The sequence below is a fragment of the Pandoraea horticolens genome (genome assembly GCF_902459555.1).
Classification (GTDB): Bacteria; Pseudomonadota; Gammaproteobacteria; order Burkholderiales; family Burkholderiaceae; genus Pandoraea; species Pandoraea horticolens.
The window spans coordinates 245,467-261,330 of record NZ_CABPSM010000003.1 but is presented as its reverse complement, the minus strand read 5'-3'; the positions used below and the strand labels follow the sequence as shown (position 1 = coordinate 261,330).

At 63.8% G+C, this 15,864-nt stretch carries 13 protein-coding genes and 1 riboswitch; of the genes, 7 read left to right on the top strand and 6 right to left on the bottom strand.

The window, feature by feature from the left end; all coding sequences use genetic code 11:
- Window positions 1–105: 105 nt before the first annotated feature.
- Complete coding sequence (locus PHO31112_RS07820) at window positions 106–1,290, bottom strand: FAD binding domain-containing protein (protein WP_150619983.1); 1,185 nt, start codon at window positions 1,288–1,290, stop codon at window positions 106–108.
- Window positions 1,291–1,314: 24 nt separating this feature from the next.
- Complete coding sequence (locus tag PHO31112_RS07815) at window positions 1,315–1,977, bottom strand: DsbA family oxidoreductase (protein ID WP_150619982.1); 663 nt, start codon at window positions 1,975–1,977, stop codon at window positions 1,315–1,317.
- A gap of 106 nt (window positions 1,978–2,083) precedes the next feature.
- Between PHO31112_RS07815 and PHO31112_RS07810 the strand changes: the two genes are divergently transcribed.
- A complete protein-coding gene (locus PHO31112_RS07810) occupies window positions 2,084–2,995 on the top strand; it encodes a LysR family transcriptional regulator (protein ID WP_150619981.1) in 912 nt (303 codons plus the stop codon).
- Window positions 2,996–3,109: 114 nt separating this feature from the next.
- Here PHO31112_RS07810 and PHO31112_RS07805 read toward each other — a convergent pair whose 3' ends face one another.
- Window positions 3,110–4,609, bottom strand: a complete 1,500-nt coding sequence (locus tag PHO31112_RS07805; protein ID WP_150619980.1) for a DEAD/DEAH box helicase — start codon at window positions 4,607–4,609, stop codon at window positions 3,110–3,112.
- Between the two features lie 270 nt (window positions 4,610–4,879).
- Window positions 4,880–5,953: a bile acid:sodium symporter family protein gene (locus PHO31112_RS07800; RefSeq protein WP_150619979.1), complete on the bottom strand. Its 1,074-nt coding sequence runs from the start codon at window positions 5,951–5,953 to the stop codon at window positions 4,880–4,882.
- Window positions 5,954–6,163: 210 nt separating this feature from the next.
- Between PHO31112_RS07800 and PHO31112_RS07795 the strand changes: the two genes are divergently transcribed.
- From PHO31112_RS07795 to wrbA, 3 genes are all read left to right on the top strand, one after another.
- On the top strand, window positions 6,164–7,105 hold the full coding sequence (locus tag PHO31112_RS07795; RefSeq protein ID WP_150619978.1) for a LysR family transcriptional regulator: 942 nt from the start codon (window positions 6,164–6,166) through the stop codon (window positions 7,103–7,105).
- Between the two features lie 234 nt (window positions 7,106–7,339).
- Window positions 7,340–7,633: a hypothetical protein gene (locus PHO31112_RS07790; RefSeq protein ID WP_150619977.1), complete on the top strand. Its 294-nt coding sequence runs from the start codon at window positions 7,340–7,342 to the stop codon at window positions 7,631–7,633.
- 187 nt (window positions 7,634–7,820) lie between these two features.
- Window positions 7,821–8,453 carry an NAD(P)H:quinone oxidoreductase gene (gene wrbA / locus PHO31112_RS07785; protein WP_150619976.1) on the top strand — a complete coding sequence of 211 codons (633 nt, stop codon included), beginning with the start codon at window positions 7,821–7,823 and terminating at the stop codon, window positions 8,451–8,453.
- 56 nt (window positions 8,454–8,509) lie between these two features.
- On the opposite strand, the gene blaOXA is transcribed toward wrbA, so the two are convergent.
- Window positions 8,510–9,361, bottom strand: coding sequence for an OXA-62 family carbapenem-hydrolyzing class D beta-lactamase (blaOXA, locus tag PHO31112_RS07780; RefSeq protein ID WP_150619975.1), 852 nt, complete (start codon window positions 9,359–9,361; stop codon window positions 8,510–8,512).
- 233 nt (window positions 9,362–9,594) lie between these two features.
- Here blaOXA and PHO31112_RS07775 point away from each other — a divergent pair, with 233 nt between their 5' ends.
- Window positions 9,595–11,265, top strand: a complete 1,671-nt coding sequence (locus PHO31112_RS07775; RefSeq protein ID WP_217427015.1) for a hypothetical protein — start codon at window positions 9,595–9,597, stop codon at window positions 11,263–11,265.
- Window positions 11,266–11,329: 64 nt separating this feature from the next.
- Here PHO31112_RS07775 and PHO31112_RS07770 read toward each other — a convergent pair whose 3' ends face one another.
- Window positions 11,330–11,785 carry a carboxymuconolactone decarboxylase family protein gene (locus PHO31112_RS07770; protein WP_150619973.1) on the bottom strand — a complete coding sequence of 152 codons (456 nt, stop codon included), beginning with the start codon at window positions 11,783–11,785 and terminating at the stop codon, window positions 11,330–11,332.
- A gap of 235 nt (window positions 11,786–12,020) precedes the next feature.
- Between PHO31112_RS07770 and pdxR the strand changes: the two genes are divergently transcribed.
- Complete coding sequence (gene pdxR / locus PHO31112_RS07765) at window positions 12,021–13,577, top strand: MocR-like pyridoxine biosynthesis transcription factor PdxR (protein WP_150619972.1); 1,557 nt, start codon at window positions 12,021–12,023, stop codon at window positions 13,575–13,577.
- 125 nt (window positions 13,578–13,702) lie between these two features.
- Window positions 13,703–13,801, top strand: a riboswitch (TPP riboswitch).
- Between the two features lie 73 nt (window positions 13,802–13,874).
- A complete protein-coding gene (gene thiC / locus PHO31112_RS07760) occupies window positions 13,875–15,791 on the top strand; it encodes a phosphomethylpyrimidine synthase ThiC (RefSeq protein WP_150619971.1) in 1,917 nt (638 codons plus the stop codon).
- Window positions 15,792–15,864: the final 73 nt, after the last annotated feature.

Sequence of the window (15,864 nt, the reverse complement as noted above, 5' to 3'; positions counted from 1 at the left end):
GCAGCTACTGCTGTGTGCCCGGCGAAATGAACAGTGGAACAGTGCCGAACCCATTGCAGCAAACGACGCCACCGCCAGGACCGCGCCCAAGTCAAGACATGGTGTTCACTCCTGGAAAGGTGCAGTGGACGCGGTGTCCGACGCAGCGATGCGCATGATCTGGTTGCCCATACGCACCCCCCAGTCGGTCATGGCGATGCCTTCGCTCAGTTGTGCCGCCTGCCAGGCCGCCAGTGCGGCATCGGTGTCCGTGCTGTCACGCAGCGCCGTCGCCAGCGCCACCGCATTGGCGGCGGCTTTCGCGGTGCCGCCAGCGGTATGCGGACGGGGCACGAAGGCCGCGTCGCCCAGCACGACCGCCCGGCCCAGCACCATGCGGGGAGTCTGCAAATCAAGAATCGCCTGCAGGAAAGGACCCGGCGTGGCCGCGACGAGTTGCTGGAACTGGGGCGCGAGCTGTTCATGTGATCGCTGATGCAGCCAGGCTACATCGGCATCCTTCACGGCGCCGGGCGGCAGGGAAAACGCGTGGCGCACGCCGTGCCGGTCGGTCAACAGGCGCGACAGTGCATCGCCCTGCGGCACCTTCACGTACCAAACCCAGTTCCAGCGGCGCCGGCCGGGTGCCGTCGCCTCGTCCTCGCCGGGCACCAGGTAAGCGAGCAGCAGGTGATCCGGGCCTTGCTGGAAGGCGAAGTTGCCGCGCAGCATGTCCGCAGCCTCTCCGGTCAGAGCCCCCTCTTCGAGCAGACCGCGCCACGCTACGTAGCCCGCATAACGAGGGGAGAGACCGGGCAGTATTTGCTGCCGCACAGCCGAGCGCGCGCCGTCCGCACCGATGAGCAAGTCGCCCGTCTCCACGCGGCCGTTGGCGAAGTGGGCACGAATGCGCTCGCCGTCCTGCTCGAAACGCACGAACTGCTCGCCATGGTGATAAGCCGAGGCGGGCAAGTGGCGCTTCATCGCGGCATACAGCATGCTCCACGAGGTCTGCGTCTGCGGCATCCAGGTGCGCTGCACCACCTCGCCGCTACGATCCAGAAAGATTCGGTCACCCGAGCGCACGCCCAGTTGTCCCTGCGTCTTAACGCCCGCGAACTGGAACGCGCGCAGCACGTCGCCCTGCAGCACGATGCCGCCGCCACGGCTGTCAAGCTCGTGAGGGGAACGCTCGAAGATATCGACCTGCCAGCCGATGGCTTGCAAGGCCGTGGCGGTGAACAGGCCGCCGACGGAGCCGCCGATGATGATGGCGCGGGGTGAACTGCGATCGGAAAGCGTGACTGGCATGTGGGTGGTCCCTCGGGTGGCGTCTCAAGCGGCAGGTGCTACGGCGCTTTGTGCAGCGGCTTGCCGGACCGCTTGTATTAGGGTCGAGGAAGGCTGTGCGCCGCTGATGGACGTGTTGCCGATACGCAAGGTGGGCACCGAGCGCACACCGTTAGCTTGCGCCTGCAGTTCCGCTGCCACGACCTCGCGCTCCCCGGCCGGTGAGTCCAGGAAGTCGCGAGCCTCCTTCGCATCAAAGCCAACCTGGCCCGCCAACGCGGCCAATACTTCGGCCTTGCCGATGTCCTGGCCCTCGGAGAAGTAGGCGTGGAACACGGATTCGAAAAGCGCCTCAGTCTTGGCGGCGTCGCCCCGTCTGGCGGCATAGATCATCAGTCGATGGGCCAGGCGCGTGTTTGGCGTGATGGTTACGCGGTCGTAGTGAAATGCGGCGCCCACGCTCCGGCCGGCCAGGGTCACGTCGGCATCCATCGCCTGAGAGCGTGCCCAACTGCCGAATTTGGCGCTACGGTAGGCCTTCCGGTCGGCGCCTTCCTTCGGCATTCCGGGGTTGAGTTCATAGGGCACGTAGCGGATAGAGAACGCTGTGTCCGGCATCTGCGCCAGTGCCGCTTGCAGATGCCGGCGGCCGATCCAGCACCAGGGGCAGATGAAGTCGTAGGTGATTTGAATCTCGACGGACGGCATGGTGAAAATCCTTGCGTTGGTATTGTCGTGAGATTAGGCTTTGCGCTGATCAATGAGAATTCTTTGAATTTGCAACGTGAATTTGCAAAAAACGCAAAGATAGAAAATGAACAAACTGCAAGCTTTGCGCGCCTTCGTGGACGTGGCGGAATCGGGTGGTTTCTCCAAAGCCGCGCGGCGGCTAGGTGTGGCTACATCGTCAGTGACCCGGTTGATCGATGGTCTGGAGGCGTCGCTGGGCACGGCGCTGCTGACCCGCTCCACGCGCCGTGTGACGCTCACCGATGCGGGCGCGGCCTATCTGGAGCAGGTTTCACAGGTGCTGTCCGACCTTGACGAGGCCGACGGCAGCGTGTCGGATGCGGGAGGGGAAGCGGTTGGCCCGCTGCGGGTATCGCTGCCGGTCACGTTCGCGCGCGTGTGCCTGGCGCCACACATTCCCGGCTTCCTGCGCGAACACCCGCGCGTGTCGCTGGATCTAGTCCTGTCGGATGCCTATGTCGATCTGGCCGCCGAGCGCATCGACGTAGCGGTGCGCATCGGCGCTCCGGCCAATCAGCCTCACCTCATCGTGCGCCACCTGGCCGAGCATCACCGCTACGTGGTCGCCAGTCATGGATATCTTGAGCAGCGCGGGATGCCGACCTCGCCCGCGGAATTGAGCGCGCACGAGTGCCTGCGCTTCGCCTATCAGGCCGGGCCGCAGCGTTGGTCATTCCGGCAGGGCAGCACGGTTCAGCATGTGGAAATTCAGGGGCGCTTGGCGGCCAACAGCTCGGATATGCTGCGCGAGGCCGTGCTGGATGATCTAGGCGTTGCACTGCTGGCCGAATGGCTGGTGCAGGAAGATGTGCGCGCGGGGCGTCTGCAGCGACTGTTCGAGGACTACGAGATCAATCCGCAGGACCAGCACATCAGCGTGCATGCAGCCTATCTGCCAAACCGGCGCCACTCCAGGAAGGTGCATGCATTTCTGGATTTCCTCGCGGGGCATCTGGCGAAGGTCTCGGCAGGCTAATGTTCCTCGGACGGGGACATATCGCCCTTGGCGCCATGAATATGAAAAAAGCCAGCGCAATTACGCTGGCTTTTCGCTTTCAACGCACCACAACCATGGCGCGGCAGGTCAGTCTCAGGTGCCGGCCTTGCGAGGGAAACCCGCGAGCAGGGCAGCCACCTGGCGCTTCGGCGCCTTTTCAGGCAATGCGCCAAAAGCGGTCGGCGCCACGGATTCCTGCAACGAGCGGCTGTCGCGTTGCGACTCAATCGCCGACGGCGACGGCTCGTACGGCTTGTAGAAAAATTCGTCTTCCGGGCGGACACGACGCGGCGCGGAATTGCCACCACGGCTAGCGCGCAGGCCATCGTGACGGCCATGACGCTCGCTCCGATCGCTGCGCTCCGAGCGATCCGTACGCTCACTGCGATCGTAGCGATCGCCATTGCGATCATCACGCGAACGGCTGCGACGCTCCATCACCAGTTCGCCGCGCTTGAGTTCGCGCTTGATCAGTTTCTCGATTTCCACGAGTTGCTTGCGCTCGTCCGGTGCGCACAGCGAGATCGCCTCGCCCGATGCGCCCGCGCGGCCCGTACGACCAATACGGTGCACATAGTCTTCCGGGTTATACGGCAGGTCGTAGTTGATCACCCCCGGCAGATCGGTGATGTCCAGCCCACGCGCGGCGACATCGGTCGCCACCAGTGCGCGGATACCGCCTTGCTTGAACGCTTCGAGGGCTTGCATGCGCTCGTTCTGCGACTTGTCGCCGTGAATGGCGGCCGTCACGATACCCTCTCGCTCCAACTGGCGCGCCAAACGGCTTGCACCGACCTTGCTGTTGACGAACACGATGACCTGCTTGAGGTCGCGTTCGTTCAGAATCTGCACCACCGCGGCGCGCTTGTCGTCTTCGTCCACTTCGTAGACGACCTGCTCGACCTTATCGGCCGTTGCATTACGACGGGCGACTTCGATAGTGACCGGATTCGAGAGATAGCTCGACGCGAGCTTCTTGATGTCGTTCGAGAACGTGGCCGAGAACAGCAGTGTCTGGCGCTGTTTCGGGAGCAAATTCAGAATACGCTGCAAATCCGGCAGGAAGCCCATGTCCAGCATGCGGTCGGCTTCGTCGAGCACGAGCATCCTGACCTGGCTCAGATTCACCGTCTTCTGTTCGACGTGATCGAGCAAGCGGCCCGGCGTCGCGATCAGAATTTCGACGCCGCGTCGCAGTGCATCCTTCTGCGGATTCATATCGACGCCACCGAACACCACCGTGTTACGCAGCGGTGTATGCATTGCATAGGCACGCACATTATCGGCGACCTGATCGGCGAGTTCGCGTGTCGGCGTGAGGATCAGCGCACGCACCGGATGTCGCGCAGGCGACGCACTCGTGTTGGCCTCGGGCAGCAGGCGCTGGATGATCGGCAGCGAGAAGCTGGCGGTCTTGCCCGTCCCCGTTTGCGCGGCACCCATGACGTCGCGCCCGGACAGCACGACGGGAATGGCTTGTGCCTGAATCGGTGTCGGTTGGGTGTAGCCCTGCTCGGCGATGGCCCGCAAGATGTCCGCATGTAGCCCGAAGCTATCGAAGCCGGGGGTCGGAACAGCATTTACATCAGCCATGATGAAGGGACATCTCTTTTAAAAAAACGGGGGCCGCCACGCGGAAGGATTCCGCATCAAAGCTCACTCGCGAAGATTCAAGGGGCGCTGCGCGCCATGCTCGGGGCTGGCGCGAGAGGGGCCTGTCGAAGGACAGATGCGTCGGGCGCCGCCGGACCAGGGTGGTCGTCAAGAAGCGAAACAACCGCAATTCTAGCACTTGCGCACGACCAACGTGTGACAGCGGGCCCTCGGCAGCATGCGGGGCCGCGTTTTGCCGCGAATTCTCCCTCAGTGGCCCGCCCCGGCCTTGGCGCTGCTGTCGGGCTTGCCATCGGGAACGGGAACTGCCGGCTTGGCCGCCCCGGCCTTCACGCGCTTGCCCGCCTGCGCCGCGCGCTGACGATCAGCGTAACGTTGCGCGAGCACTGCGCAGACCATCAATTGCATCTGATGGAACAACATGAGCGGCAACACAATCGCGCCAAGCGAGCCGGTCGCGAACAGCACCTTGGCCATCGGAATACCGCTCGCGAGACTCTTCTTCGAGCCGCAAAAGACAATGGTGATCTCGTCTTCGCGCGAAAAACCGAGCCAGCGGGCGGAATACGTGGTCACGGCCAGCATGATGGCGAGAATCACCGCGCAGCAGCCCAGCAGGCCGAGCAGCGCCAGCGGCGGAATCTGATGCCACAGGCCTGTGTTCACTGCCTCGCTGAACGCCGTGTAGACCACCAGCAGAATCGAGCCTTGATCGACGACCTTGAGCAGCGCGCGATTGCGCTCGACCCATTTGCCGATGGCCTTGCGTGAGAGTTGCCCCGCAATGAACGGCACCAGCAGTTGCAGCATGATGTTGCCGATCGAGTCGAACGGCGACGCGCCGGTATTACCATCGTGATGGATGACGATCAGGCCGACGAGCACCGGCGTGATGAAGATGCCGAACAGGCTCGACGCCGAGGCACTGCACACCGCGGCGGGCACGTTGCCACGGGCAATCGAGGTAAACGCAATGGCGGACTGCACCGTGGCCGGCAGCGTGCACAGGAAGAGAACGCCGAGATACAACTCCGGCGTGACCATCCACGAAAGCACTGGCTTGAGCGCCACGCCGACGATCGGGAAGATCACGAACGTGCTGGCGAACACCAGCAGATGCAGGCGCCAGTGCGTCGCACCGGCGAGCACCGCTTCGCGCGAGAGCTTCGCGCCGTGCAGGAAGAACAATGCGGCAATTGCCACGTTGGTGAGCAGGTTGAAGGCAACTTTGCCCTCGCCGTGTGCCGGCAGGAAGCTGGCGAGCCCAACGGTCGCCACAAGCATCAACGTGAAATTGTCGGGAAGGAAACGCGGTCTGGCCATCGTCAATCTCGAATACGTCAAAAAAACAAAGCCCGTTCGCCAGGACACGGGACGCGGCGGCGTGTCGGCCGCCAGCGAGGTCGTCAGTCGATCGGCGGGCGATCGAAAGTGACCGGAAGTGTGCGCTCGCGATACGGGTTTTCACGTATTAGAACGCAAGGGCAGTTAAAATACAAATTCATTTAAAAAATTCATTCATACCAAAGACGCATGAATATCTCACTGCGCCAGCTCAAGGTATTCCTCGCAGTGGCCGAACACGGCAGTTTCAGCCGGGCCGGCGAGGACATCGGCCTCACCCAGCCGGCCGTGAGCCGCTGTATCCGCGAATTGGAACAAGAACTCGGACTCAAGCTGGTGGACCGCACCACGCGGGAGGTCACGCTAACCGAAGTGGGCGCTAGCCTCTCGGCAACGCTCGCCCGGGTGCTGGACGAGTTGGAGAGCGCCCTGCGCGATACGCACGGTCTGGCCGAAGAGCGTCGCGGACGGGTACGCGTGGCCAGCGCGCCCACGATCTCCGCCAATCTGATGCCCGAGTGCATCTCGGCCTGCGCGGCCCGCTACCCGGACATCACGCTCATGTTGCGCGATCAGGTCCAGACGCTCGCGACCGACAGCGTGCGGCACGGCGAGGTCGATTTCGGCGTCATCGTGGCGTCGGAAGGCACGGACGATCTCGTCGGCGAGCCCATCATGGTCGAACCGTTCCTCGTGGTATGCGACCGCTCACATCGCTTCGCAAAGCAGGCGCAAGTGACGTGGAAGGAACTCAATGGGGAGAAGCTGGTGCTGCTCGACTATGCGTCGGGCAGCCGGCCATTGATCGACCGGGCGCTGGCCGAACATGGCGCCTATTGTCACGTGGCGCAGGAAGTCGGCCATGCCATCACCGTCTTCCGGATGGTCGAAGCAGGCATCGGCATCAGCATCATGCCGGCCCTGGCGCTCCCGGCCATGCCAGGGTTACCGGAAAACGGCGGACGCCTGGTCGCCCTGCCGCTTGTGCCACAACTCGATCGCACCATCATGCTCGTGCGCCGCAAGAACCGCACCCTCTCCCCCGCCGCACAGTCCGTCTGGGAGTTGATCCAGCAATTCACCACCAACACGCCGCACGCACTTGCCACCCAAACGACAAGCAAACCCTGACACGATGGGAGATGCCGCGCGATGTCGAAGTTTTCGTGAGCATTGCGCGAAATTCAGCACGATAAACGAACGTGCGATTCGCTGATGACGCCGCGAAGTGAGTGAGTGCCTGCTACAATCTTCATGCGTCGACTTCCCTCCAGATGCGCGACAGTGCTATCCGGCATCTGCCTCGCCATCGTGCCTCGACGACATGCCCGCGCCCTGCCGGCATTGTGCTTCCTGTGTGACGTCATGGACTTGTTCATCAAATACTTCAGCCCGCTGTGGCTCTTTCACGCGGCCGCCGATCTGTCATTCTGGCAGCGGCATCAACTCGACGCACGGATGCGTATCGTGAGCCGCTTCATGTGGCGCTATGTCATGCGCTGGTGTGTCGTGAGCGCCGTGCTGATCGTGCCTGCTGCGTTACTGGCGCATGGTCTTGCCGCCACCGGACTCGCGCTGGTGGGCGGCGTGTCGGCAAGCGTCACGGTGCTGATGGCGGCACTCGCCCTGGGCTGCCTCATCGGCTCGCGTCTGCGTTAAGCGGCTCGTCTCGGCGCCAGCCCCCCAGAACGCCACGACATTCTCACTGCGGCAAATCGTCTCGTTACGCGTCTGGCGACTGATGGATTCGACGTTTCGTCACGAGCGTCGGCTATGATGGAATGGCTTGCCTCGCGAGGCGAACCGCCCACGGCGCCGGCGTCTTTCGACCCCAAAGGAGATTCCCATGGCCAACGCCAAAATCCTGGTGGTGTTCTATAGCATGTACGGGCACATCTACAAGATGGCCGAGGCGGTCGCCGAAGGCGCACGCAGCGTCGCCGGCGCCGATGTCACCGTGATGCAAGTCCCTGAACTGGTACCCGACGACGTTCTCGAGAAGAGCGGCGCGAAAGCCGCGCGTGCCGCGTTCGCGAGCGTGCCCGTCGCCCGTGTCGATCAGCTTGTCGATTACGACGCCATCATCTTCGGCACGCCGACCCGCTTCGGCAACATGACCGCGCAGATGCGCAACTTCCTCGATCAGACCGGCGGCCTCTGGGCCAAGGGCTCGCTCGTCGGCAAGGTCGGCAGCGTATTTGCCAGCACGGCAACGCAGCACGGCGGTCAGGAAACGACGATCACGAGCTTTCATTCCACACTGCTGCACCACGGCATGATCATCGTCGGCGTGCCGTACACCGAGCCGGGCCTCACCAATATGGCGGAAATTACCGGCGGCACTCCCTACGGCGCGACCACGCTCGCCGCAGGCGACGGTTCGCGGCAGCCTAGCCAGAACGAACTGAAGATTGCGAAGACGCAAGGCCGTCACGTGGCGGAAATCGCTGCCGCACTCAAACACGGACGCGCGCTGTAGAGCGCATCCATCGCGCGGATGTGCCGCAAGCCGGCGCGCGCCGCGCGATTTCCCGTTCAGATCAACTGCAGACTCTTCAGCACGGCCCGCACAATACGCGCGCGCTTGGGCACATCGGCGTCGTCCTTCAGATCGATGTTCAACGCCACACTCGTGATGTTGCCGTCGCGCTCGATCCAACCCACCCACCAGCCGATATCCGGCTTCTTGTCGACAAACCAGCCGGTCTTGCCGTGCAACACGTAGTCGGGATTGGCTTCGACAATCGACATCTGACGCACGATGTCCTGTGAGCGCGCCGAGAACGGTAGCGTTCCGCGCGCAAGACGTTGCAGGACATCGACCTGTTCGCGTGCCGAGATCTGGAGGCTGTCGTCGATCCAATAGGCGTCGGCGGCGCGTCCGATGGTGTGGTTCCCGTAACCGGCCTCATTGAGCTTGGCCTGCGCGAACTGACGCGCAATCTTGTGCGAGACAACCTGATAGCACGGCAGGCACGACACGCGAAACGCCGTGCGCAAATCCATGGCCGCATTCCAGTTTTTCATCCGGCGAGGCTTGCCATCCCAAGGAATGATCTCTCGCTCGTTGTCGAGGGCGCCCGACTCGAGCGCCAGCAAGCTGTTGAATATCTTGTACGTCGACGCAGGCGACATCCGCCGCTCGGCGCGTGCCGTGTCGAACGCCTGATACGTCTGCGTGCGCCCATCGAGCACCACGATCGTTCCCTTCACACCTTCCGCGTCGAAAAGCTTGCCCCAGTCGGCACGCTCCGTCATGCGCACCGTTGCGGCTTTCGCCGGCTCCGCCGCATGCACCGGGGCAGCGAACACCATGGGAGACACCGCCGCGAGCACGAGCCGCAGCCCGAATACACCGCGTCGCCAGCGAGAGATCAGCTTTTTCATTTCGTTATCCTTAATTCATGGGATGCCATGGGAATGGCAGGAACGTTGGCAGTGGCGCTGGCCTGGCGCCGGCTCCCCGGAAGCGCTTGCAGGATAGTGCGCGTTTCAACAGGTGCAAAGCAAAGCTACCGTAACCGACGTAACCGCCGTATCATCGCTGCGCCCATCAGAAGATTTCGTAAATGCTGCGGATGTCGTCCGCTGCCCGGTGCGACTCGATACCTCTCGACGCCATGCCCGACACACCTGCCCCAAACCTCGCCCCCTCTACCGTCGACGCACCAGCGCTCGTCGTGCGCCTCGACGCCCCTCAGAAGATCGACGCGCAACCCGTGCGCTACCAGAGCCTGTGGTTGTTGATGCGGGTCTATTACGCGGCGCATTACGAGACGTCGCCTGTCTCGCTGGCGTCGCTGAAAATCCGTTTCGGTCAGTCGGGTGAGGCAGGTGATTTGCGCATGCTGGTCAGCCGCGCGTTCTCCGACTTCGCCCGCTGGGGCGTCGCTGTGGGCTGGGGCGACGACCAGCTCGCCGACGTGCGTCTGCTGCCGACGCGCGGCCGGGGCAAAGGGCCGTTCTGGCTGGCCCGGCATGAAATGTCGCGCATCGTTGTGGCGATCGGAGACACGACGCCCGGCGATCCGCGTCGTGCCATTGCCGCATTTCTCGGACTGCCGCAAGATGCCGTAGCGGATACGCAGTCGCCCGCGCTCGATTACGTCATGCAGGACATCGCGTTCTGGCATCACCTGACGCTTGGCAAGCGCGATATGCAGGACGGCGTGTTCTTCGCGCCGCCGCAAGCACCCTCGCAAGGTGCCGCAGCGCGGCGTCAGCGCACGGGCGCGATCCCGTCGTTCCATGCGGCGCAGGTGTGTGCCGTCGACGACGTGCAACGCGGCATCGCCCTGCTCGCCGAGACGATCGTGTGGCGCCGCATGGGCGACGCGGCGCGCACGAAACAGACGCTCGCCACACTCGCCGCGACCTTTGGCGCGAACCCGCCTGGCTCGCCCACGTTACGCGCCATGCATTGGATCGTGCAGGCGTGGCAGGCGTATGCCTTGCGCGACGAGGCAGGCGCGTTTGCGCACCTGCAACGCATCGGAGACGACGCCTCGCTCGCCCCCTGCCTCGTCTACAATCCGCGCATCCGCTTCGAGAGCCGGAATCTGCAAGCGTTGCTGCACAAGTCGCACGCCGCACGTCCCGGTCCGATGCGCGCACGGGCGCAGTCGGCCGCCAATGCGCTGGCAGCATTCTCCGACGCCTTGCAGGCAGCGTTCGAAGCCGATTCCATCGAACTCGCACAGCACGTCGCGGCGAACATCGGGCTGTCGTTGTGGCTGTTCTGGCAGGGTGCGCTCATCGATCCCGGCAGACGCCTCGCCGCCGCCGACGTGCAGCGTCAGGCGCTGCGCTGGATCGGTCTGTCGGAATGGATCTGCGACCGCTTCGGCGTAGGCGGCAACTCGGTCTGGAATACCGTCTTTTTGTTGCGTATCGCGCGAGGCGCTGTGCCGGTGCGACGCGACCCCGATCTGGCGACCTTGCGCGCGAGCACACCGCTCGCCGTCGACGCGTTCCTCGACGCCGTGCAGCCGTTCGGTGCGCCCTTCTCCCGGGCCAAGGGTTTCACGCAATGGACGGATGTGGTGGCCACGACGCTCGCCGATCACGAAGAGGGACGCGTTCGCTTCGAGCCGTTGCAGCTCGCCAACCTGTGGTTCGAGATGTTGTGGTTTGCGCTGCATCAGGACGGCGATTCGCCTCAGGCGTTGCACGCCGCGCGATCGCTGGGCCACGTGCTGCCGATGCTGCCGCCCCCCGATCGGCGGTTCTTCCGCGACGCCCTGCGGCTCATGCCGCGCGATTTTCAGCGCGAAGTGCGTCTGGCACAGTGACGTTGGCGTCAGACGGCGCTTCGCTTCGCATTGCGTCAAGAATCGCGCGGTCATTCATGCAGCCTCAGCGCACGCCCTGCGGCGTCTTCGGCAGCGCCGACCGGAACGAAATCGCCAGCCGGTTCCACGCGTTGATCGTGGCGACAGCGAACGTCAGATCGGCGATCTGCTTGTTGTCATAGTGGGCGCGCAGCTCGTCGAAAACGTCGTCCGGCACATGGCCGTCCTGCACATTGGTGACGGCTTCCGTCCAGGCCAGCGCGGCACGCTCGGCCGGCGAATACAACTCGGTCTCGCGCCAGGCGACAAGCAGATGCAAGCGACGCGGGTCGATGCCGATATTCAGGGCGTCGGCCACGTGCATGTCGATGCAGAACGCGCAGCCGTTGAGTTGCGACGCGCGAAGCCAGACCAGTTCGACCAGCCCGTCCGGCAAGCCGCAGTCATGGAAATAGTGGCTCAACGTGCCCAGATGTTCGTACGGGCGCGGAGCAGCGTTGATGAAGTTCAGGCGTTGCATGAGTCGATTCTCCCTTCAGGTCAGAAAATGCCGAGGTAACAGGTGTATGCCGTCGTCACGCATAAGATGCATTCACCCCCCAGACGATACGCACACCTTGTCTCATCCAGAAGAGCCAAAACCGAATAGAATCGGTAGGCCAACACAAGCCCAACCGGAAACCGGTGCCGACGGCGCGCGGTGGGCTTATCCATCAAGCCACCATCCAGCCCCAAGCCACGCGAGGCATTGCGCGATGTCCGAAAAATCCAGCCCTGCCGCACTCGCGGCCCTGCATCTGGCCGATGCCGCGCAGGCCTCCGGCGTTCCCACTTACCGCGCGCTTTACGAGCGCATCCGCGACGGCATTCTCTCGGGCAAGCTCGCGCCATCGAGCCGGCTGCCCTCGACGCGGGCGCTCGCAAGTGAACTCGGCGTGGCACGCGGCACGGTCGAAGCCGCTTACGAACGGCTGGTTGCGGAGGGCTTCGTCGTGGGGCGCGGCGCCGCAGGCAGCCGCGTCAATCCACAGTTGGATGGCACGCGTCTCGGGGCCGCCGCGAGAGCCATACTGCCGCGAGCCAACGCTGCCCGGTCGAGCCGTCCCGAAGCGGACACCGGCGAAAGATCCGACTCGCCACCGTTGCCCAGCCACGCGCAGCCAGAGAACCCCAGCAGCATTCCGCTAAACGCTTTCGGTATGCCATTGCCGTTGCAGAACGGCCTGCCGGCCCTCGACGAATTCCCGCGCAAATTGTGGGCACGGCTCGCGACACGTCATGCACGACATCTTTCTCCCGAAGGGCTGCACTATCAGAGCGCCATCGGCTGGGCACCGTTGCGCGAAGCCATTGCCGGTTATCTGGCAATCGCACGGGGCATTCATTGCGAACCCGGACAGATCATCGTCACCGCCGGGTATCAGGGCGCCCTCGCGTTGATCGCACGCGTGCTGCTGCGTCCGGGCGATGCCGTGTGGTGTGAAGATCCGGGCTATTTCCGCGCGCAGGAGGCGCTTCGGATGAGCCGCGCCGCGCTGGTGCCGGTGGCCGTCGATCATGACGGACTCGACGTCGCTGCGGGCGAGCGGGCCGCCCCCGACGCCCGGCTCGCGGTCGTCACTCCCTCGCATCAGTCACCCTTATCGGTCACGCTGCCGCTCGCGCGCCGCCTCGCTCTGCTGGCGTGGGCTCAGGCGCATGACGCCTGGATCGTCGAGGACGACTACGACAGCGAATTCCGCTACACCGGCGCGCCGTTGCCCGCGCTCAAGAGCCTGGACGGCGGGGAACGCGTGCTCTACGCCGGGTCGTTCAGCAAAGTGCTGTTTCCCGGCTTGCGTCTGGGCTATCTGGTCGTGCCGCCTACGCTGTGCGACGCGTTCATCGCCAGCGCGTCGCTCTCGTCCCCGGCGCAGGGCTGGATCGAACAGGCCACCGTCACCGACTTCATCACGCAAGGACATTTCAGCCGCCACATCAAGCGCATGCGCCAGCTCTACGGAGAACGCCGCGCCGCGCTCGCGCAGGCGCTGCGTGAACACCTGCCGGGACGCATTGAACTCGCACAGCAAGCCGGCGGCATGCATCTGCTCGGCTGGCTGGCGCCGCACCGCGATGATCGCGCACTGTGCCGCACCGCGTTCCGGCACGGCATTGCACCGGGCGCGCTGTCGTTCTTCAGCCTCGCCCGCCAGTTGCCGCCCGCGCTCGTGATGAGCTTTACCAACGTGCCCGAAGCACTGGCCGGGGATGTCGCCCAACGGCTCGCACGCGCGTTCGACGAAGACGACAAGCCCCCCGCCCTCACCTGACGCAGGCAGCGCACCCCGAGGTTGGCATCGGCAATTCTCATGTCGCATCGCACCATCGGTGGTTCACGCTTTTCGGGACACACCGCGCTTGTGTTTGCCTGGCATGTCGGTGTATCGTTGCCGCAAAGCTAGCGCAGGGGTCCTGCAACGTGAGTTGTGGGTGAGAAATACCCTTAGAACCTGATCTGGATAATGCCAGCGCAGGGAGCGTAGAAGTTCCTCGCCCCCGTTCATGCTCCTGAGCCGCTTTGCGCCGAATTTGTCGGCGTCAACACGTGCCCCGCCAGGAGACATTGCATGAACGCCAATCCGAAATTCCTCTCAGCCAACGCGCGCGTGGACGAAGCCGCGATCGCACCGCTGCCGAATTCCCGAAAGATCTACGTCACCGGCTCGCGCCCCGACATCCGTGTTCCGATGCGTGAAATCTCGCAATCCGACACGCCGACGAGCTTTGGCGGCGAGAAGAACCCGCCGATCTTCGTCTACGACACCTCCGGTCCGTACACCGACCCCGACGCGCAAATCGATATCCGCTCCGGCCTGCCCGCCCTGCGCGCCGCCTGGATCGACGAGCGCGGCGACACCGAAGCGCTGCCGGGCCTCACGTCCACCTTCGGCCGTGAGCGCGCCGCCGACGCCGCGACCGCCGACCTGCGCTTCCCCGGCCTGCATCGCACGCCGCGCCGCGCCAAGGCCGGCAAGAACGTGACGCAGATGCACTACGCGCGTCAGGGCATCATCACGCCCGAGATGGAATACATCGCCATTCGCGAAAACCTGCGCCGTCAGGAATACATCGAAAGCGTGCGCAACGCCGGTCCGCAAGGCGAACGTCTGGCCAAGCTGCTCTCGCGCCAGCATCCGGGGCAACATTTCGGCGCCAGCATTCCCGCAGAGATCACGCCGGAGTTCGTGCGCAGCGAAATCGCCCGCGGCCGCGCCATCATCCCGAACAACATCAACCACCCGGAATCCGAGCCGATGATCATCGGCCGCAACTTCCTCGTGAAGATCAACGCGAACATCGGCAACTCGGCCGTGACGTCGTCGATCGGCGAAGAAGTCGACAAGATGACGTGGGCGATCCGCTGGGGCGGCGACACGGTAATGGATCTGTCGACCGGCAAGCACATTCACGAGACGCGCGAATGGATTCTGCGCAACAGCCCGGTGCCCATCGGCACGGTGCCGATCTATCAGGCGCTCGAGAAGGTGAACGGCAAGGCCGAAGAATTGACGTGGGAAATGTTCCGCGACACGCTCATCGAACAGGCCGAGCAAGGCGTGGACTACTTCACGATTCACGCCGGTGTGCGCCTCGCGTATGTGCCGATGACCGCCAACCGCATGACCGGCATCGTGAGCCGCGGCGGTTCGATCATGGCCAAGTGGTGCCTCGCCCATCACAAGGAGAGCTTCCTGTACACGCACTTCGAAGAGATCTGCGAAATCATGAAGGCGTATGACGTCGCGTTCTCGCTCGGCGACGGTCTGCGTCCGGGCTCGATCTACGACGCCAACGACGAAGCGCAACTCTCCGAACTGAAGACGCTGGGTGAACTCACGCAAGTCGCCTGGAAGCACGACGTACAGGTCATGATCGAAGGCCCGGGCCACGTGCCGATGCAGCTCATCAAGGAGAACATGGATCTCCAGCTCGAGTACTGCGACGAAGCCCCGTTCTACACGCTCGGACCGCTGACGACGGACATCGCTCCCGGCTACGATCACATCACGTCGGGCATCGGTGCCGCGACCATCGGCTGGTATGGCACCGCCATGCTGTGCTACGTCACGCCGAAGGAACACCTTGGCTTACCGAACAAGGACGACGTGAAGGAAGGCATCATCACGTACAAGCTCGCCGCGCACGCCGCCGATCTGGCGAAGGGCCATCCCGGCTCGCAGATTCGCGACAACGCCCTGTCGAAGGCACGTTTCGAATTCCGTTGGGAAGACCAGTTCAATCTGGGCCTCGATCCGGACAAGGCACGCGAATTCCACGACGAAACGCTGCCGAAAGACTCCGCGAAGGTGGCCCACTTCTGCTCGATGTGCGGACCGCACTTCTGCTCGATGAAGATCACGCAAGACGTGCGCGATTACGCCGCCAAGCAAGGCATTACCGACGAAGCGGCGCTCAAGCAGGGCATGGAGGTCAAGGCCGTCGAGTTCGTCAAGAGCGGCGCCGAGATCTATCGCCGCACCTGACGCGACGCCTCGGCGCACGATGTGTCTGATGACTCGTTTGTCCCGCGCCTGAGTTGATCGTCCATGCGAAATG

Bases quoted from the DNA above. Each gene is read 5' to 3' on its own strand.
- PHO31112_RS07820 (WP_150619983.1), bottom strand. From the start codon at position 1,290: ATGCCAGTCACGCTTTCCGATCGCAGTTCACCCCGCGCCATCATCATC.
- PHO31112_RS07815 (WP_150619982.1), bottom strand. From the start codon at position 1,977: ATGCCGTCCGTCGAGATTCAAATCACCTACGACTTCATCTGCCCCTGG.
- PHO31112_RS07810 (WP_150619981.1), top strand. From the start codon at position 2,084: ATGAACAAACTGCAAGCTTTGCGCGCCTTCGTGGACGTGGCGGAATCG.
- PHO31112_RS07805 (WP_150619980.1), bottom strand. From the start codon at position 4,609: ATGGCTGATGTAAATGCTGTTCCGACCCCCGGCTTCGATAGCTTCGGG.
- PHO31112_RS07800 (WP_150619979.1), bottom strand. From the start codon at position 5,953: ATGGCCAGACCGCGTTTCCTTCCCGACAATTTCACGTTGATGCTTGTG.
- PHO31112_RS07795 (WP_150619978.1), top strand. From the start codon at position 6,164: ATGAATATCTCACTGCGCCAGCTCAAGGTATTCCTCGCAGTGGCCGAA.
- PHO31112_RS07790 (WP_150619977.1), top strand. From the start codon at position 7,340: ATGGACTTGTTCATCAAATACTTCAGCCCGCTGTGGCTCTTTCACGCG.
- wrbA (WP_150619976.1), top strand. From the start codon at position 7,821: ATGGCCAACGCCAAAATCCTGGTGGTGTTCTATAGCATGTACGGGCAC.
- blaOXA (WP_150619975.1), bottom strand. From the start codon at position 9,361: ATGAAAAAGCTGATCTCTCGCTGGCGACGCGGTGTATTCGGGCTGCGG.
- PHO31112_RS07775 (WP_217427015.1), top strand. From the start codon at position 9,595: ATGCCCGACACACCTGCCCCAAACCTCGCCCCCTCTACCGTCGACGCA.
- PHO31112_RS07770 (WP_150619973.1), bottom strand. From the start codon at position 11,785: ATGCAACGCCTGAACTTCATCAACGCTGCTCCGCGCCCGTACGAACAT.
- pdxR (WP_150619972.1), top strand. From the start codon at position 12,021: ATGTCCGAAAAATCCAGCCCTGCCGCACTCGCGGCCCTGCATCTGGCC.
- thiC (WP_150619971.1), top strand. From the start codon at position 13,875: ATGAACGCCAATCCGAAATTCCTCTCAGCCAACGCGCGCGTGGACGAA.